We start from the raw sequence: 18301 nt of genomic DNA on the forward strand, positions 1-18301 counted from the left end.
ATGTACGGATATGGCACCGATGAGCGTTACCCCGGGTGGATTTCCTGTTCCCGGAGTGCTTGGAGATCGGGGGAATGAGCCTGGTCCGGATCACCTGCCGGGCGGCTCGCAACTACGGTGACGGGTCCGTGCGTTGGTGTGCAACAGCATGTCGGCTGAATATTCAGTCCACGACAAATTGGACTATGCCGGAACGTGCGGAAACGGCTGCGGAGTCCGCACCGAGGCTGCCACACTCGGCGCAGAGCACCAACGGAACAGCACCGGGAAGAAGGAAAGGCGCACTACATGGCAGCAACACGCGGGCCGACTGGAAGGCGTCTGGAACTGGGAATCCAGCTCCGGGAGTTGCGTGAAAGCGCGTTCATGGACAACGGCAAGCCCATGACACGCAAGGTGGCCATCCACGGAACAAAGCTCTCCGAAGCGTCTTTGCAGCGCATCGAGACCGGTCGTCTGAATTTTCGAAACGTCGGTGACCTGCGCAAGCTACTCGACAAGTACGGGGTCAATGATCCGGACGTCATCGACGCGCTGGTCGACCTGAACCGCGAGGCCACGCGCCAAGAGTGGGTCACGCGGTATCGCAACAACGTCCTGCCCGGTATGCGGGGCTTCGTAGGACTTGAAGCCGAGGCGCAGGAGATTCGTCTCTACCACCCGGCCATAGTTCACGGCCTGCTCCAGACCGAGAGCTACGCCCGGGCAGTCTTCGAGAACGAGAAGCCGGTCGAGGAGACGACCAGCGAGTTCGTCCGGAACAATGTGGCATTGCGCATGGAGCGCAAGGAACGGGTGCTGGAACGAGACCCGGACCCGGTGAAGGTCAGGGCAGTGCTCGGCGAGGCGGCACTGCGGTATGTCATCGGGGGTGCCGACATCATGCGCAATCAGTACGATGAAATCGCACGACTGTCCGTGCTGCCCCATGTCACGGTTCAAGTGTTGCCTCTCAGCAGCCGGGGCTACCGTGCGAGCAGCGATCTCGCCATCCTCACTTTCCCCGACCGGTTGCCGCCTATGGTGCAGGTTGACAACGCATGGGGCGCGATGTCGTCTTCGGACCGGCCGAAGGAGATCGCGCGATTCCTCCGTCGATTCGATGCCATGGTCGCCTCGGCACTTCCGCCCGAGGACACCCCGGAATTCCTGCAACGACTAGCGAAAGAGCTGACGAGCCATTAACACTCACGTTTCAGGCACTGAACTGGCCCCTGAAAGCACCTGGTACAAGTCGTCATACAGCGGCGGAACGGGCAATAGCTGTGTCGAAATTGCTCGCTTGACTGATGGCGTTGGCGTCCGCGACTCTAAGGATGTAGGAGGCCCTGCCCTCCGCGTCCGGGCGTCCGCTTGGACGGCGTTCGTGGATTTCGTCACCCGATAGAGCAGGCGTTCACGCACCTGCCGGCGGTGATCTCGCGGTCCCCTTCCATGAATCGGAGGGGGGCCGCTTCGTGTCAATGCGGGTGCTGGCCATACATCGACGGCGAATGGTCAGTAAAGCGCACACTGAACGGCCTGGTGGTCCCGGAATGCACATCATCCTGACTGAGAACATCCTGCGTCCGACATCGGACCCTCTCAAGTGATGCATACGCAATACGCGGAGGCCAACCGACTCAACGAGCTGGACAACATCGAGGCTCGGATCACTGCGGACAGCCCACCCACCCTACGCTCTGCCTGGGGTTTCACGGGCCTGGAGTTCGATGAGCCCAATCCCGTGTACCCAAGCGACAGCTCCCGGTACCTTCAAGCCGAGTTTCCGGCACGAGCTGGGGGGGAAACTGTGGACATGACTGTTCGCCGGGTTCAGTGCAAGTCTCCCGAGCTGATCCCCGAGCCTGCCTGGATCAAGTCCTCTTACAGCACGCAGAACAACGGGAACTGTGTGGAGGTCGCGCTGCTGAGCGACGGTGTCGGAATCCGCGACTCCAAGATCACGGAAGGTCCCGGCCTGCATGTTGGGGTGGTTTCTTGGTCAGCGTTCGTGGATTTCATCAGCCGATAGATGATTCCCTGCAAAGACTAGGAAAGAGCTGAATAGCCATTAGCGTGGACATTTCAACCACTGAACTGGCTTCTCAAAGCACCTGGTATAAGTCGTCGTACAGCGGTGGAGGCGGCAATAGCTGCGTCGAGATCGCTCGCTTGAGCAAAGGTGTCGAAATCCGCGACTCCAAGGATGCGGCAGGTCCTGCACTCCGTGTTCAGGCGTCCGCTTGGGCAGCGTTCGTGGGCTTCGTCATCCGATAAAGCGGGTACCACATGGCACTCGCCAGGAAGGAGGTGTGTTGGTGAGCCCATCAGACGCCTGGTTCAAATCCTCCTACAGCAACGACTCAGGAGGTCTCTGCGTCGAAGCAGCGTTCCTGCGGTCCGCGCAGACGGAACCCGTCAGCAAAGTTGGCATCCGCGACTCCAAGAACAAGAGCGGGCCCGCTGTGCTTGTTGCTGCGACCACTTGGGCGGCGTTCGTGGATTTCGTCACCCGGTAAAGCAGGCGCACAAGCACGCGCCGCTCGGCGATCTCGCGGTCCCCCTCCGTGTCTCGGAGGGGGACCGCTTCCGTGTGAGCGCGAGCCGGCCGGGGCGGGGCAAGGGGCCGTGGACACGGCCGCGTACGTAGCTGGCCCAAGGGCCAGAAGCCGCCGACGGCCTACCGATCCACGGCGAACGGTTTGCCAGACCGGCAAGTGTGCTTGCCGGGACGTGGACACGCGCGTGCAGGCTGTGCCGAGAAAGTGCCGGTTCACCAAAGACCGTACTTGCCTTACAGGGCAGAGGAGGCAGCAGATGGAAAATCACCATGTCGTGATCATTCCGATCGAGATCGACGAGGAGAAGGAAAGCTCGTATCTCGATGCCTGGCAGGGCGCTGCGGAAGTGATGGCCGCGCAACCCGGCTTCCTGCGGACGTACATGTTCCGCACGACCGTTCCGGGAAGCAGGTTCGCTCTCGTCAATGTGGCGGAATGGGAGTCCGCCGCTCACTGGGAAGAGGCGATGAACGTCTGCCCGATGTTGGGTCAACAGACAGCCGTTGCCCATGCCTCGAATTACGAGGTGATCCGGACGGTCCTGCCCGCCTCCGACCGGCGCCGAAGCTCCGGCCGGGCGCCAGATGAAGCACGAGAACGGCGGCCGTACTGATCTCGGCCTTCGGCTGGCCGAGCGCGGCACCGTGCGTACGTTTCTCGCCCGCGATTGCTTTTCGGCTGCCCTGCCGCGTCAACAGATCAAAAGCCTCCCGCCTGGCAGCCCTCTCTCTCCGTCTCGTGCCGGTGTGGATGTAGGAAAATGACGCAGCACTTGTACGCAGGGCCGACTGTCGTAGAGCGGATGGGTATTTCTGGCTGGCCGGGTGGTGGTACGCCGATGCGAAACACCCGACGAGGATCAGTCCCGCGTCTTTCACCGTCACCGTTGGCCGACAAGTGATCATCGATGACGCGGGAGTGAGGGGAAGCATTCCGAATCCGAGCGGACGAATCCTGAGCCACAGCACGGACTACTGGGGCGACGACACGTATAAACTCTCCGCGGACGCCGTCGTATTCGGGCCGTACTGGGAGGAAACGCGGCTCACTGTTCCGTCGGAAACCTGGCACTTCGATCTCAAGGCGTAAGGATTTTCCGGAACCCTTGATATTGCCGGACCCCGAGGATATCCCTGGATATCCTCGGGGTCCTTGTTGTCATCGCGGGCGTGCACGCACCCGCCGGCCGCGTCGGCGGCCTCACCGGGCCGCACACCTCGACAGGGTGCGGCCCGCGCACCGTCGCAGAGGAGCGGCTCAGAGCGTCGAAACCCTTCTCGTCTCCGCGTACGGGAGTCCCTCGAAATTGCTCAACTGGGCCGTGGTCAGAACGGGGTCGCCCTTGCCGAACGGCAGGCTGTCCCCCCACAGCTTGGGCACGATGACCCGCGCGTCGTGAGCCTGCTCGTCACAGGTGATCGCGTATGGCGACAGCACTCCGCGGGGGCTGTTGAGCTGCGAGTCCCGCTCGTCGGCCAACCGCCAGGTGATGCCCAGGCTCAGCTTGGGGGACGGCTCGCAGATGTATGTGACTTCGACGGCGATGGCCTTGTTCGGCTCCGCGAGCGTGACGTTGCGGATGATCACGTTGTTGTTGTCGAGGCCAGGTCGAATGGTCTGGGCGGCGGAGGCCGGAGCGGCGGTGGCCACGGCACTCGTACTGATCGCGAGGGCGGCGAACGCGGTGGTGGCGAGGTGGCGGAGCCGTAAGGACGGCATGCGTAATCTCCCTTTGCCGACAGCGAGTTGAGGCGGGTGCTCTGGTGCCACCGCACTGGCGACGGCACCACCGGCACCATGCCACCGGCATCATCACACCGGCCTCTCTCGCTCGGCTCTCGGCTCCTTCTGGGCAGTGCGGTCGAGGTCTCTTTTCGCCGGCCGCCCGTCAGAGGGTCGGCTTCACCGCTTCCAGTACCTCCACGTAATGCGGGTTGTACATGATCCCCAGGATGTTGCCGAAGGGGTCGATCACCGATGCGGTGACGAAGCCGCCGCCCTGGTGGTCCGTCGGGGGCTGGTGTTCCTTCGCGCCCAGGGACAGGAGCCTGGTCAGGGTGGCGGGGACGTCGTCCACGTGCCAGTACACGATGGCGCCGGACGGGCCGGACGCCGTGCCGGGGGGTGCGTAACGGCGGTCGACGAGGCCGAACTCGTCCTGGTAGTCGCCGACGCGGAACTCGGTGTAGCCGGGGCGTACGAAGTAGGGCTCGATGCCCAGGACCTGCGTGTACCACGCGGCGGCTGCCTCCAGGTCGTCGGCCCAGTACGTCGCGGTGCTCAGCCCTCGTAACACGGTGCCCTCCTTGTCGGTGGGAGACCGACGGCAGCAGGGGCGCAGTCGATCCCGAACGCGTGGGTGACGTGCGGTACGTCGGTGAGAGGTGCGGTGGGACGGGCGGACTGCGGGCCCTCGCGCGGGCCCGGACGTGGCCAATGCGCAGGGTCAGGGTCGTCGTCACCCTTCATGGCGTCAAGTGAGCGCGGGCGAGCATAAGGGGACGGGGAGAGACCGGTTCGGTGCGTTCAGGGGGCGTGGGGAGGCCGGTCCGGTGCGTTGAGAGGGTGGAAAGAGACCGGCCGGTCCGGTGCTCGTCTGCTCGTCTGCTCGTGAGGAGTGTGGAGTGTGGAGTGGCCCGGTTTCGTCCAGAGTGCCGGTCGGTGCCCGTATGGGCCGTTCGGCCCATGGTGTCCGGGGAAGGGATGATCCATGATCGAAGCGGTGCGTTGTGTGCGTGGATCAGTGACAGGAGCGGTTGTGGAGCAGTTGAGGACGTTCTCCGAGGAGAACCCGATACGGGTCTTTCTCATGGACGACCACGAAGTCGTCCGGCGGGGCGTGTACGACGTCCTGGACGCCGAACCCGGCATCACGGTCGTCGGCGAGGCCGGATCCGCGGAACAGGCCCTCGCCCGGGGCCCGGCGCTCCGCCCCGACGTCGCCGTGCTGGACGTCCGGCTGCCCGACGGCGACGGCATCACCGTGTGCCGGGAGCTGCGCTCCAAGATCCCGGGCCTGGCCTGCCTGATGCTCACCTCGTTCGACGATGACGACGCCCTGCTGGACTCGATCCTCGCCGGTGCCGCCGGCTACGTCCTCAAGCAGATCCGGGGATCGGACCTGGTCGCCGCCATCCGCACGGTCGCGTCGGGTCAGTCGATGCTCGACCCGGCCACGACGACCCGCCTGATGAGCAGCCTGCGTGCGGAGGGCGAGCCCTCGCCCGAGGACGAGCAACTGGCCGTCCTGTCGCCCCGCGAGCGCGAGATCCTCGCCCTCATCGGCGACGGGCTCACCAACCGGGAGATCAGCACGCGGCTGTTCCTCTCCGAGAAGACGGTGAAGAACCACATCTCCCGCCTCCTCGCCAAACTGGGCGTCGAGCGCCGCATCCAGGCCGCCGTCCTGGCCGTGCAGGTCGCCGGGAGCGGCGGGGGAGCGGGGGAGGGGCGCACGGCGCGCGGTCGCTACGCCGGTTGAGGTCGTGTGGCCGTGAGTTCGTGAGGCCGTGTGTTTGTGAGGTCGTGAGTCCCGGACGCTTTGAGGCCGCGCCGGGGGCGTCGGCGGTTGGGCGGGCGAAGGCGACCGGGAGCTGGGACGGTCGGATGGCCCGCGCGCCATTGGCCATGGTGCGCGGGCCCCCGGGCAGACCGGGACTGTCAGAGCCAGACGTCCGGCTCCCAGTAACTGGCGGGCTTGTCCCAGAGGATGCGGCGGATAGCGGCGATCATGTTCGTTCACCTCCCTTCGTCAGCGTTGCGGACGGGGTCTTGAGGGGGGTGCGTCGCAAGGTGAAGGGGCGGGGCAGGACGGAGCCGGACACCAGGGGCCGGGCATCGCCGCCGCCGACGGTCAGGCGGGCGTCCCGTGCCAGGGCGGTGAGCGCCTCGGTGGTCAGGCTGTGGGCGACGGCCGCGCCGGCACAGGTGAAAGGTCCGGTGCTGAAGGGGAGGTAGGGGCCTTGCCCACCCGGTTCGTCCCAGCGTTCCGGCCGGAACAGCTTGGGACGGTCCCAGCGGTGGGGGTCGTGGTGCAGCAGGTAGGGGCTGACCGACAGGATCGTGCCCGCCGCGAACGGCCGGCCGCCGAATTCGAGGGGATGGGGGGCGGGGCGGCCGACCATCCAGACGAACGGGCGGTGGCGGGCGGCCTCGCGCACCACCCAGTCGGCGGGCCACGGCCACGTCGGGCCGGACGGGTGGTGCAGACAGGCCAGCAGGAGCGCCCACGCCACCGCGTAGCCGATGTTGCCCACGATCGACTGGAACAGCAGGAGGTAGAGGTCTGCCACGGTCCGGTCGGTGAGCTCCCCGGGGACGGTTCCGATCACGGCGTCCATGACATCCCGCGGCTCTTCGTTTCCGGGGCCGCGCGTGCGGCGGCTGCGGACCTCTCCGGTGATCGCGGCCAGCAGCCTGGGGCGCAGCACCTCCGCCCGTGCCCGTTGCCGCATGGACGGCTGGCGGGCGGTCAGCCCGGCCGCGACAGCCTGGGCCAGCTGCTGCCGTAGTGGCGGCGGGGCGCCGGGGTGCAGCAGCACGTCCGCCGTGCACCGGTACACCAGCACCGGACCCGCGTCGGGCCACCGGCTGACCGGGCCCAGCCCGGCCGCTTTCTCGGCCGCGCACTGGCGGTAGGCGGGCAGGTGCGCCCTCATCAGGTTCCGGACGGCGCGGCCGAGGGCGACCTGGGCGGTTCGCGAGGGCAGCATGTCTCCGAAGAAGGTGGACATGCCGCCGTGGAAGGCGGGGTCGCGCAGCACCGTGAGCGCCAACTCGGTGTCCCTCACGCACCAGGCGCCCCAGGGAAGCCGGAACACCTCCGCAGCACTGCGGAGTGCGCGGTCTTCGAGGTATCCCAGCGGATCACGCCGGAATCGGCGCATCTCTCGCACGTCTCGCACGCTCACCGCACGCCCTCTCCCAGGGTCGTTCGTCCGCGTCATCAGGGCGACGCCTGTCGTCGGTCACGTTCTCGGAGCCATCGGCTGTTTCGCCGGCCCGCTCGGTCGCGTCCGAAACCGTCGGGCCGGGAGGGTGCGAAGACGGGACGGGCCACGTGCCGGCGTACCAGGGACGGAGCCGTGGTTCCTCAGTCCGTGGTCCCTCAGCCCGTGGTCCCGCAGCCGAGACGAGCCCCGGCGGGCGCCTTCCCACAGCAGCCTCACCCACCGTCAACACCCAAAACGAACACGGGTGATAAACCACCCCATCGAGTAATAGAACGGCCTGCGGGCGGAACGTCACAGGGGGCGGGAGTGGGAGGGGGAGAGGGAGCGGGAGGAGGAGTGGGAGCGGGACAGGTGGCACACCGACGGGCACCGGGCCCGCGAGCGCCGCGCCGACGCCCGCCGGGCGCGCCGCGCCCGACCAGGGGGGCGACCGTCAGGTGCGGCCAGGGCTACACCCTGCGCGTCGGCGCTGCCCCCTCCTCGACGTCCGACGACGCGTGCGTCCGGCCGCGACTTCGAGCACCGGGCAAGGGACGAACCGGAGGGGCGGCCACCGAAGGCCCGAGGCCGAGTCGACCCACCCCCGTTACGGTCGCGCGGCCGGAGCCTCAGCCGGAGCCGGAGCCGGAGCCGGAGCCGGAGCCGGAGCCGGAGCCGGAGTCGTAATCGCAGCCGGACGACGGACAACAGGCCGAAAAGCGGTACTTGACGTTCCGGGACCTTCAGCCCTATCCGATGCGGCGCCGGGCGTGCATGACTGTGCGCCATGGTGAGTTTCCGCAGTCAACGTGGTCCGCTGCCGGGCCGAACCACCGCCCCTTTCCACCCCGCTCCGGGGGAGCACCGGCGGTGACGGCGGGCATCCCGCCGGTCCGGCACTCGATTCAGACGGTGGCCCTGCCCTCGTCCGAAGCCGTGCGTCTCTTGGGGAAGGCGCGGATCGGACGGGTGGTCTTCAGCCATCGCGCGCTGCCCGCCGTGCGGTTGGTCAATCACGTCCTTCTGGACGACCGGATCGTCATCCGGACGCACACCGGTGCCGCGCTGCTCGGCCCGGCGCAGGACGGGGCGGTGGTGGCGTACGAGGCGGACGAGGTCGATCCCGTACGGCGAACCGGATGGAGCGTGGTGGTCACTGGTGTCGCCCACCTGGTGCGCGATCCGGCCGAGCAGCTGCGCTACCAGGGGGCCCTGGAACCGTGGATCGGCGGGGGGATGGACCAGGTGGTCGGCATCAGCATGGATGTGATCACCGGTTATCGCATCAGGTGACGTCGGGAGGGCGGGGGATGGCGTCGGTGCGCGGCGATGGAGGAACGGCGGCGGCGCGGTGGCGCAAGAGGGACCAGTGGCCCCCGGGACGGGACCGCTCGGCCCCCGCGCGCCGGGGGAGTGGTGCCGCATGCTGGCGGGGAACCGGTCCGGAGGTGCCCGCCTGGGTACGAACCCGCGCTGCATCCGCTCGGCAGCCTCGTCCGTCGTACGCCGTCGTGGGTACGAGGCGCGGCTCCGGGCCGGTGACCGTCCGGCCGCCTGTCTGTCCTCCCCCGTCCCTCAGGCGGCCGGACGTGCGGGGGACGGGCGACGGGCTGACGGGCTGACCGGCTGGATGGGCCGGGGCGTGCGGGCCCGTCGGGATCTTGCCGCTGATCAGCCACCGCCTGCCGGGGCCGCCCCTCCTGACGGTGGCAGGTACCGCCGCTGCCTGCGCCTGCCTGCGCCTGCCTGGCCTTCCTGGGCCGGCCGGAGCCTGCCTGACCCCTACTGCCACTGATCGTCCTCGCGGTCCACGTCGGGGATCGGACCGAGGATCGCCCACCCCGGCTTCAGTGACCGGGTGCTGCGGAAGCCGCGATCCTCCGCGTACGCCGCCATGCCGTCCGTGCTGTCGGACGCGTGGATGATCGTGTAACGCGGCGGGTCGTTCCCGTAGAAGCGGAAGAACGTGCGGCCAGGGTCTTTCGCCTGGTGCACGATCACGTCGGTGCCCGGCAGTGCGTCGTACGCCGCCTTGTCCTCCGGAGTCGTCGGCTCGCAGGTTTCGGCCCGTCCGGCCTCGCGTACGCAGATCAGCGCCGGGATCCAGGTGATCCGTTCGGCCTTCGGATGGGCGGCCACCAACCCCCGCATCCGGGCGTCGGCCTTGGCGAAGGCCGCCTGCCCGTGATCGAACCGCGTCTCCAGCTCGTCGAACCGCCGGGCGTCGTACCCGCTGCCGAAATGGACTTCCAGCATTCCGAAAACGACGACCCGCCAGGCCAGGAAGAGCGCCGCCACGATCATCAGCGTGACGAGCAGGACCCGGCCCGGCGAGCGGCGCCAGCGGCGCCGCTGTGACTCGTCGAGGGCGTCAGAACGAACCACTGATGGGTATTTCGACGTCCGCCACCGCGATCGGCGGTGCGTATTTCCCGTCGAACCGGTCATAGTGCTGGAGCGTAAACCAGTCGATGAAGCCGTACTCGGTGACCTCGTCGTCGGGGTCCAGCCCGAAGTGGTCGTAGGAGTGGAACAGCAGCTTTCCGGAGAACGTGTTCCCCTCGACCTTGTAGTCCTTCAGCCGGATCGTGTGCCCGTGGAACTGATGGATGGCGATGGAGAGCGCGCGCTGATTGGCGTCCCAGAGGGAGAAGTCGTACACCGGGTACTGCACGTTGTCGCGGGCGAACAGCTGGTACAGCAGGTTCTTGCTCAGGTCGTCCTGGACCTGGAACTGCGCCGTTCCGCCCCGGTTCTCCTTGATGGACTGGATGATGATTTCCTTGGCCTTGTCGGTGTAGTTCTTCTCCTGCGGTGATGCCGCGACCGCCCGGGACAGGGCAGTGCCGGAGCCGACTTGCAGATACCGGGCGGGGTCGTAATTGTCGTCGACGGTGACGCGGCCCGCGCTCTGCCCGTTGTGGCCGTAGCGGAAGGCGTTTCGCAGGTCGTCCACCGTCTGCTGGTTGTCGCTGTCGGCGCCCAGCTTGCCGAAGTTCATGATGTCGTTGAACTCCGCCCACATCAGGAACTCGGGCGTGAACGAGGCGTTCCAGAATTGCCAGCTGAGATCGGTCAGCTTGTCGTAGTCGTAGTCGTTGAACGTCAGGTCGTCCGCCACCAGCAGGCTCGGGGGAACCTGGGGGTGATTGGGGTCGGGCTCCTTGCGCCGGCCCTCCCGGTTCGCGGACTGGTGGATCAGCATGTCCGGCTGGTCGAAGACCAGCGGGTGCCGGTCGGCCCGGTCCTTGGAGCCGTCGCCGTCCGTGTCGGGCTTCAGCGGATTCGAGGTCAGCTTGACGTAGGTCGGCTTGGCGTGGGACGGCTTGTCGTGGGTCGGTTGGTCGGATGTCGGCTTGTCGTGGGTCGGCTGCTTCGTCCCGGGCAGCTCGCCCGTGACGATGCGGACCTCCTCGCCGTCCTTGAGCGAGTCACCGTCCGAATCGGGGTTATTGGCGTCCATGGCGCCCACGGGCACCCCGTTGCCCTGGACGAGGTTCCCGGCCCGCATCTCCTTCTCGTCGCGGTCGCTGATCCCGTCCTTGTCGGTGTCCTTGCCGGGGTCCTTGCCGGTGTCCTTCGATGCGTCCGACGTATCCGACGTATCCGACGCGTCCGGTTCCCGGGCGGAATTCTTGTGGACGGCGCGGTCCCACACTTTGTCGAATTCCCGGCTGTCGAGCAGGACGTATTTCGAGAATGCGCCGGTCGTGGCCGTGATCGTGTCGCCGTCGAGCCGCTGGTCCGCGAGTTTGACCAGGCGCTGGGACTTCTCGTCGTAGCTGTAGACGGCCGGCTCGAAGCCAGGTCCCACCGGCTTCCGGTCGACGCGGAAGGAGATCTTCGCCTCGTCGAATCCGCCGTCGACCGCGAACTCGTACCCGTTGCCGAGGTAACCCGGAGTGGCTTTCGGGAACTGCCTCTGGTCGTCCGGCAGCTTGGTGATCCTGAACGTCGACACCTGCTGGGGGCGCAGCCCCTTGATCGTGGCCGAGGCCGTGGTGGCGCCGCCGTCCACCGTCCGCGTCACGTCGAACGCGGACTCCGCGACACGCGGGTTGGACCCGATGCGCGTCTCCTGGCCGTCCTCCACACCGTCGCCGTCGGTGTCGGGCTTGACCGGACTCGTGTGCCGGGCCGTTTCCTTCCCGTCGTCCAGTCCGTCCGCGTCGGTGTCCGCCCGCAGGGGTGAGGTCTTGAGTCGCAGCTCGCGCAGGTTCGGCACGCCGTCGCCGTCCGGGTCCTCCGCGCCGTCATGGACTCCGTCGCCGTCGCTGTCCCGCTTCAACGGATTGCTGCCGGTCCCGAGTTCGAAGAAGTCGGAGAGGCCGTCGTGGTCCGTGTCCTTCTTCGTCGGGTCGAGCTTGGCGCGCTGCTCGATGTCGTCCGGGAGGCCGTCGCCGTCGGTGTCCTTCGTCGGCCGCGCCCCGTTCTTCGCGAAGGTCGCCCAGGTCGGCGTGTGCGCCGTCCCGTCGGCCCGCGCGAGATACCAGAGCGTGGAGGTCGTGCCCGGCCGGATCACCTTGTTCGCCGGAGCATTCTGGATCGTGGTGCGCTCGCCCTGCCGGGCGTCCAGTTTCGCCGACTCGGTCGCCGTAATCCGGTCCGGCAGTTCGAAGGTCAGGGACCAGTCGGTGATCGCCTGCTTGGAAACGTTCTTGATCTGGAGCTCCGCGATGTAAGAGCCCTCCGGCACCTTGTCGCGGAACGTCCGCGGCACCTTGCTCCACTGCGGATCGTCCGGCGCGAGCTGCCGGTAGGAAACGTCGACCGCGTCGTCCCGGTAGATCGTCTTCTCGGGAGAGGAACTGTCGCCGTTGCCCGCGACGGCGGGCGCCGCGGCTCCGAGCAGGAGTAACAAGGCACCGAGTGGCATTGTGACGCGTCTGTTCATTGCGCCTCCCATGTATGGAGACTTACCTGGCGTCGCGAAGTAGCCCCCGTTTCACGGCACTTCGCCAGTCGACCGGAGAAGCTAGCACCACTTCATGAACATGACAAACAGGTGCCTCTTTGGTGATCGGTACCGGGCGGGAGTACCGGGGTCGGGGTATCAGGGTTGAGGTGCCAAGGTCGGTCGGTCACGTATTTCGCGGCGGCGGAGGGCGGCCCGCGGTGGCTCTGGCGTGGTTCTCCGCCGCTTGCTGTGCTGAGGGCGAAGTGCCGATGTGCCGGTGCGGGCCGGGCCTCTCTTCTCGCCTTCTCGTCTCCTCTTCTTCTCGCCTTCTCGTCGGGTACGTCGGGTACGTCGACGACGGGATCTCAGACGTGACAGGTGCCGTTCTTGATCTCGGACGCGTCCGTGGAGATGTTCTTCTGGCAGTTCATGCTCTTCCCGACGATCTCCAGCACTTTGTCGATGACCTTGGCGTCGCGGGGGAGGTCCGGGTGGGTCACGCCTTGGATCTCGTAGTTGGCGCCCCAGTTCAGATAGGGCGTCCCGCAACCCATCAGTGTGTCGGCCGGCGAGCAGATGGAATGCGCGCGCGGGAATCTCGCGTGATCCACCTCATTGACGAAGTCGGAGTTCAAGAGCGCGCATACGGATGCCCAGGCTTTTCCCGTCGCCGCGAAAGTGCCCGCCAGGCAGTACTGCTGCGATTGGCCCAGAGTGATGACGTTCGCCACCTTCCCCATGCTGAGGAGCGCCTGCACCAGGCCCTTGCTGCCGCCGAAGTTGTTCGGCCCGCCCAGGGAGATCCAGCTCTGGAGATTGACTCCTCTGGCCATCAATCGCGTGGGGATGCTGCCGAGCGAGTGCCCGACGAGGACCACGCGTCGGTCGCCGAATCTCCCCCTGACTTCTTTGTGCAGGTCGCTCGCGGTACCCGTGAGCTCGTCGCGCCAGTCGTATTCCCAGGCGTCAAGGTCGCCCTCCTTCCATCCCGCGTTCAGGAACTTCTGCTTCATGCTGTTGAAAGCTCCGGCGCTGTCGTTCATGCCATGCACGAAGACAACCGCGGGGACCTTGGGGTTGGTGGGCTGCGAGTAGCTGGAGATATTCTTCGAATTGATCTCCGTGGACCCGTTGTACAGCCTCACCTCCTCGCGTCCTTTCCCCCTCTCGACCGCCAGCCGCCCGTTCCGTCCGATGAGGAACCTGCCGAGGGGGTCTTTGTGGTTGGTCTCGGTCCAGATGGAGCCGGTGTTCTCCAGCAGCAGTTCGGTGCCCTCCTGCGACTCGTCGACCGAGTAGTCGTTGATCCGCAGAAACCGGGAAGGCGGGCTGTAGTGGGTCAGCTTCACTGTGGCGTATCTTGACTCCTGCTTCACGACGGAGACCCGCCATGTCACGCTCTCGCTTTCCTGCGCCGTCTCCGCGGGGCCCTTGTAACAGACCCCCTTGGGGTCGCAGAGCTTGAACGGGCCGAAGAGGTCTTTGCCCCCGTCGAGGGATAGTGCGCGGGAGTCGTGCCGCGGCGGGATATGCGCAGGCGCGGAGTGGGCCGGGGCGGCGGCCCCGGCGAAGGCCGTCAGGGCGGCGGATATGACGCACGCGGTGGTGCGTGACCAGCGAAGAGTTTTCATCGCCTTTTCTTCCAATCCTTCCAAAGGCAGTGCGGAACGCGCGGATCGGCGCGCGGAAGCGGGGGAATCACCTGGATCGCGCCCGCTCTGCAAGTAGCTCACGTGCGAGATCGGCGCACATGCGCAGTGCTCGGTTCGGGTGACGGAGGCGAGGGCCACGGGAGGCCGCGCCCGTGGCGATGGAGTCCATGGCGGTGCCGGCGACGATGACGTCCGTGGCGATGACGTCCGCGACGATGCCCACGGCGATGACGTCCGCGACGATGCCCACGGCGATGACGTCCGCGACGATGCCCGTGGGGATGATGTCCGTGCGCCGGTTCTGCTACGGAGGAGGCGAGCGCCGTACCTCCACCGCCTACTCCGCACGGCTGAACGCCGGATGTGTGGCGTTTTAGGGCTTGCTTACGGGGTTCCCATGTGTCCGGGGCCCTTCGGAAACACCACGGTCCTCACTCGGTCGTCACTCGGTCCTCCCCTACGGACCAAAGGGCCTGCCGATCCCCTCCCAGCCTCGACGCAGGACGACACCACGCCCTGCCGACCCTCCCGCACGTCACACGACGGCGTCCGCGAGAACGTCTGGGTGCGCATGCACACGCTCGACCACATCGCCGGCCCCGACGGCGCCCACACCCCAAGGCCGTACAGGTGCGGTGCGGGGAGCTGACCTGCCCGGGGGCGAGCCGATATCCGTGGTGACGCCCGGCTGCCCGGCCGGAAAGGACACGTCCGTGGGTCAGGCGCCGTCGGCCAGCGAAGGGACCTCCGTCCGGGACGGTTCCGGGCCCGTAATCAGCGATCCCACCCCCCACCCCTACCCCCCCCACTCCACAGACACAGCTATACGACGGGGAACTCCCGCTCCATGACGGTGAACTCCCGCTCCATGGCAGGGAATTTCCGCTCCCTGGCGGGGAATTCCCCGCCGTTCCGACTCGGCTGGTTCCGGCCGAAGAAAGAGGTGAAGGCAATGACCGAGGTAGACCGGCGACGGTTCCTGCGAGACGCGGCCCTGACGGTGGGGGCGGGGGTGCCGCTGGCATTCGCCGGCCGCACCACGGCGTGGGCCGAGACGCTGACCCGCCCGCCCGTCGAGGCGCCGGACGTGTTCCCCCGCTCCGGCGACCTGGGCGGGGTGCGCGCGGCGACCGTCCAGTGGATGAGCCGTGTTCCGGACGACACCGACATCCGCGGCATGTCGATTCCCGGCACACACGAGTCCTGCGCCCGTTACCCCGGCAACAGCATGGGCTTCGCCCAGTGCCAGAACCGGGATCTTGACTGGCAACTGCGTGCAGGGGTGCGCTACCTCGACATCCGCTGCCAGAACTGGGAAGACTATTTCACGATCCACCACGGTCGCTATTACCAGGAGATGGTGTTCGGGCAGGTTCTGCAGATCTGCAGGGATTTCCTCAACAAGTATCCGACGGAAACGATCCTGATGCGGATGCAGCAGGAACACTCGTCCGACAGCACCAGGTACAAGAGAATCTTCAAGGACTATCTGGACAAGAAGGGATGGCGTTCGTACTTCCATATCAGCAGTAGTTTCCCGACGCTGAAGACGGCGCGGGGAAAGATCGTGCTGATGACCGGCTGGCCATGGGTGGACGAAGGTCTCAGGGTCTCCGACGAGAACCAGTTCTCCATCCAAGACCTGTACGACGACCCCACCTTGGCGAAAAAGAAAAACGCGATCGACGCCCATTTGCGGGCCGCCATCTGGCAGTTCAACGGAAACAAGATGTACATCAACCACCTCAGCGCCAACGGCGCGGGTGGCAGCACCTGGACCCCCTGGAGCTACGTCAAGGATCTCAATCCCTGGACGCGGAAGCTGATCGAAGGGCAGTACTACTACAAGACGCATCGCGTCGGCGTGATCGCCATGGACTACGTCGACAGCCCCGACGCCAACTGGAACGCCGGCGACATCGACATGACCGCCTCGGTGATCCGCATGAACACTTTCACGCGCCCGACCCTCCAGGTCGGCAAGTCCTATGTGATCTGGAACAGGGGAACCGGAAAGGCCCTCGACGGGGGAACCGCCCAGACATCCGTCGTCCAGTGGACCTACAGCGGATATCCCCAGCAGCGGTGGACCCTCGAAAGAGCGGACAACGGCACCTATCGGTTGCGCTGCGAGCGCAGCGGCAAGTGCCTGACCTGCCATCCCGGCAGCGCGGCAACCCAGGAAAATGGCAACCACTGCACCTGGCACATCACCCCCCACTCCGACGGCGACGGCTTCCAGCTCAAACTGGACACCACGGGTACGTATCTCCACACCCCCGGCAACAACAAGGGCAGCGGTGTTCAGCCAAGCCTCGGCAGCAACGGGACGCTGGACGAATGCCGCTGGGTATTCGACGAACGCGTTCAGGTGCGGTGAAAGGGCCTCGTAGCCTCGTAACCTCTCGGGGTGAGCCTTGTGGATCCCGGTCTATGGCGCCCTGAGGGGCCATGAGGACCGGGAACAGGTCCGGAGGGGCGCTGGACGGCTGCTGGACGGCTGCTGAACAAACGCTGCTCAGCCACTGGTCAGCCCGCTGTTCAGTCCCTGGCCAGTCGCTGGTCAGCCGCTCACGAGGTCAACAACTGGATGACTTCGAAGAGAATCGGCAGCAGCCCGATGCCGGCCACCATGCCGGTCACCTTCCAGTGCTCGGGCGGGTAATGACCGGCTGGGTACAGCCTGTTCGGCCTCTTCGGGCTGTAGGTTATCCGCACCGATTCGCCCTCCTTCGCCATCCGCGCCTTGGTCTTCATCGTGGCGTATGACGACCGGTCGCCCAGGCTCCGGCGTTTGAAGTAGTGCACGTACGTGCCGTCGGACCGCCTGATCACAGAGGAGCATTCGGCGTAGGTCGTGATCCTCCGCCGGTACCCCCGGTACTCGGAAAGCCCGAGACAAATTCCGATCAGAATCCACACTCCGCCGGCCACGAATCCGGAACCCGCCACGACCACTCTTGCTCCCTCACTCACGCACGCGCATGTCCGGACATCGGGATCTCCCATCCGTCCCTTCCTATACGCGTAATATAAACTCTTTTAGGGGTGGCCCAGTGATGGCCAGTGTGGGGAGGAAACTGATGGGTGGGTGTGTTTCGCACCGCGGCTGGTGGAACCGCGAGGTCGAGTTGGTGCGTTCGTCCGGCTCGCCCACGCTCGTCGAGCTGCGCTCCACGAGCCGGACCAGCATGTTCCACGCCTTCGGTGTCACGAGGAACGCGGAGTGCGAGGAACGCAGTCCCCTGGGGGCGGAGACTTCCGGCAAGAAGTGGTACCGCTTTCTGTTGGAGCCGGCACACACGCACGTTGTGGTCCAGCGCGTTGCGAGCAGCGGCGACGCCGGAGGATTCGGGCGTTGGCAGTTGCGGATATTGCCCTTGGAAGAGGCCAGGCACCTTTCGGGAACCGTCCGAGGTGAATCCGGGGATGTTGTGCGGTGCCCCGAGGGCGTGCGCGCCATCCACTATTCCTTCGATCAGCGCTCCGCCAGCAACGAGATCGTCATCATCCACATGTCACCGAACGGGAAGAAGGTGACAGACCTGACCACTTACGGCCTGGTGCGGGGCACCTTGCGGATTCCTGGGCCGGGTTATCTCCATATCGGCGCGGCGGGGACATGGGAGCTGTCCGTCTGATCCGTCTGATCCGTCGGTTCCGTCGGTTCCGGCTGATCCGTCGGTTCCGTCTGGCGGAGGCGATCGGCGTCCCGCCGGGTGGCCGACCTGCGTCGGACGAACCGGCAGAGCCATGGCGCGACATGGCGATCACGGACGACGCCGCGCACACTGGCGACGCGGCGACCAAATAGCGGCCCAGAGGCCCAGAGGCCCAGAGGCCCAGAGGCCCCGAGGACGGGAAGCGTCTCCTCGGGCGCGTGGCCGGGTGGCCGGTTCCCGCGACCGTGGCAATGAACTGCCGTGCCGAACCGCTGTGCCGAACTGCCGCAGCGTAGGTCCGTGGCGAGCCGTCGCGCTGCTCAGCCGCGGCGAACGAAGCGCGACGAAGCGTGATGCCGTACCGCTGGGCCGAACCGCCGTCCTCTTGTGCTGTGACGCGCCATTGTGGAGAGCGCGGAGGACGAAGGAACGGTGCCGGGCAGGCGCAGGGCCTCAGACCGGTGGGCTTTGAGCGCTGGGGGCCACCGCACGGCGCGAGGTCGGGCCGGCGGAAGACGAGTGGACAGGGGGCGGGGTCCGTGAACGCGGACATGAGCGCGGACGAGGAAGCGGACGATAAGGGCACGAGCGTGGGCGGCCCCCCGGGCACGTCCGC

General features: G+C 66.6%; 18 protein-coding genes. 11 read left to right on the forward strand and 7 right to left on the reverse strand.

Annotation, left to right across the window (positions count from 1 at the left end; genetic code table 11):
* Positions 1–288: 288 nt before the first annotated feature.
* The 6 genes from ABZX96_RS02440 to ABZX96_RS02465 all read left to right on the forward strand — a co-directional run bounded on the left by ABZX96_RS02440 (position 289) and on the right by ABZX96_RS02465 (position 3156).
* Entirely contained in the window at positions 289–1185 is an 897-nt protein-coding gene (locus ABZX96_RS02440; protein WP_355536486.1) for a helix-turn-helix transcriptional regulator, read from the forward strand.
* Between the two features lie 22 nt (positions 1186–1207).
* Positions 1208–1387 (forward strand): DUF397 domain-containing protein, encoded by a 180-nt coding sequence (locus ABZX96_RS02445; RefSeq protein ID WP_355536702.1) that lies wholly within the window; start codon positions 1208–1210, stop codon positions 1385–1387.
* Between the two features lie 411 nt (positions 1388–1798).
* Positions 1799–2014 (forward strand): DUF397 domain-containing protein, encoded by a 216-nt coding sequence (locus ABZX96_RS02450; protein ID WP_355536489.1) that lies wholly within the window; start codon positions 1799–1801, stop codon positions 2012–2014.
* 44 nt (positions 2015–2058) lie between these two features.
* Positions 2059–2259, forward strand: a complete 201-nt coding sequence (locus ABZX96_RS02455) for a DUF397 domain-containing protein (protein ID WP_355536492.1) — start codon at positions 2059–2061, stop codon at positions 2257–2259.
* A gap of 41 nt (positions 2260–2300) precedes the next feature.
* Positions 2301–2501 (forward strand): DUF397 domain-containing protein, encoded by a 201-nt coding sequence (locus ABZX96_RS02460; RefSeq protein WP_355536495.1) that lies wholly within the window; start codon positions 2301–2303, stop codon positions 2499–2501.
* A gap of 298 nt (positions 2502–2799) precedes the next feature.
* A complete protein-coding gene (locus tag ABZX96_RS02465; protein WP_355536498.1) occupies positions 2800–3156 on the forward strand; it encodes an antibiotic biosynthesis monooxygenase family protein in 357 nt (118 codons plus the stop codon).
* Positions 3157–3800: 644 nt separating this feature from the next.
* Here ABZX96_RS02465 and ABZX96_RS02470 read toward each other — a convergent pair.
* Together ABZX96_RS02470 and ABZX96_RS02475 are read right to left on the reverse strand one after the other, a co-directional pair.
* Complete coding sequence (locus tag ABZX96_RS02470; protein WP_355536501.1) at positions 3801–4262, reverse strand: hypothetical protein; 462 nt, start codon at positions 4260–4262, stop codon at positions 3801–3803.
* A 169-nt stretch (positions 4263–4431) separates the two neighbouring features.
* The gene (locus ABZX96_RS02475) at positions 4432–4839 is read right to left on the reverse strand and encodes a VOC family protein (RefSeq protein WP_355536504.1); all 408 of its coding nucleotides are present in this window, start codon (positions 4837–4839) and stop codon (positions 4432–4434) included.
* A gap of 513 nt (positions 4840–5352) precedes the next feature.
* On the opposite strand from ABZX96_RS02475, the gene ABZX96_RS02480 reads away from it, so the two are divergent.
* Positions 5353–6024, forward strand: coding sequence for a response regulator transcription factor (locus ABZX96_RS02480; protein ID WP_355536705.1), 672 nt, complete (start codon positions 5353–5355; stop codon positions 6022–6024).
* Positions 6025–6271: 247 nt separating this feature from the next.
* Here the strand turns inward: ABZX96_RS02480 and ABZX96_RS02485 are convergent, their stop codons facing one another.
* The gene (locus ABZX96_RS02485) at positions 6272–7333 is read right to left on the reverse strand and encodes a cytochrome P450 (protein ID WP_355536507.1); all 1062 of its coding nucleotides are present in this window, start codon (positions 7331–7333) and stop codon (positions 6272–6274) included.
* A gap of 1011 nt (positions 7334–8344) precedes the next feature.
* Between ABZX96_RS02485 and ABZX96_RS02490 the strand changes: the two genes are divergently transcribed.
* Positions 8345–8767: a pyridoxamine 5'-phosphate oxidase family protein gene (locus ABZX96_RS02490; protein ID WP_355536510.1), complete on the forward strand. Its 423-nt coding sequence runs from the start codon at positions 8345–8347 to the stop codon at positions 8765–8767.
* Between the two features lie 489 nt (positions 8768–9256).
* Here the strand turns inward: ABZX96_RS02490 and ABZX96_RS02495 are convergent, their stop codons facing one another.
* The 3 genes from ABZX96_RS02495 to ABZX96_RS02505 all read right to left on the reverse strand — a co-directional run bounded on the left by ABZX96_RS02495 (position 9257) and on the right by ABZX96_RS02505 (position 14104).
* Positions 9257–9859 (reverse strand): hypothetical protein, encoded by a 603-nt coding sequence (locus tag ABZX96_RS02495; RefSeq protein ID WP_355536513.1) that lies wholly within the window; start codon positions 9857–9859, stop codon positions 9257–9259.
* Entirely contained in the window at positions 9846–12335 is a 2490-nt protein-coding gene (locus tag ABZX96_RS02500; RefSeq protein WP_355536516.1) for a DUF3289 family protein, read from the reverse strand. Before ABZX96_RS02500 ends, ABZX96_RS02495 begins: the two co-directional genes overlap by 14 nt.
* Before the next feature lie 401 nt (positions 12336–12736).
* Positions 12737–14104 (reverse strand): hypothetical protein, encoded by a 1368-nt coding sequence (locus tag ABZX96_RS02505; protein ID WP_355536519.1) that lies wholly within the window; start codon positions 14102–14104, stop codon positions 12737–12739.
* 71 nt (positions 14105–14175) lie between these two features.
* Between ABZX96_RS02505 and ABZX96_RS02510 the strand changes: the two genes are divergently transcribed.
* Together ABZX96_RS02510 and ABZX96_RS02515 are read left to right on the forward strand one after the other, a co-directional pair.
* Entirely contained in the window at positions 14176–14400 is a 225-nt protein-coding gene (locus ABZX96_RS02510) for a hypothetical protein (RefSeq protein WP_355536521.1), read from the forward strand.
* Positions 14401–14870: 470 nt separating this feature from the next.
* Entirely contained in the window at positions 14871–16403 is a 1533-nt protein-coding gene (locus tag ABZX96_RS02515) for a phosphatidylinositol-specific phospholipase C domain-containing protein (RefSeq protein WP_355536524.1), read from the forward strand.
* A 191-nt stretch (positions 16404–16594) separates the two neighbouring features.
* Here ABZX96_RS02515 and ABZX96_RS02520 read toward each other — a convergent pair whose 3' ends face one another.
* On the reverse strand, positions 16595–16858 hold the full coding sequence (locus tag ABZX96_RS02520) for a hypothetical protein (protein WP_355536527.1): 264 nt from the start codon (positions 16856–16858) through the stop codon (positions 16595–16597).
* A gap of 224 nt (positions 16859–17082) precedes the next feature.
* Between ABZX96_RS02520 and ABZX96_RS02525 the strand changes: the two genes are divergently transcribed.
* Entirely contained in the window at positions 17083–17664 is a 582-nt protein-coding gene (locus ABZX96_RS02525) for a hypothetical protein (protein ID WP_355536530.1), read from the forward strand.
* Positions 17665–18301: the final 637 nt, after the last annotated feature.

This window comes from Streptomyces sp. NPDC003077, assembly GCF_040611095.1.
Classification (GTDB): domain Bacteria; phylum Actinomycetota; class Actinomycetes; order Streptomycetales; family Streptomycetaceae; genus Streptomyces.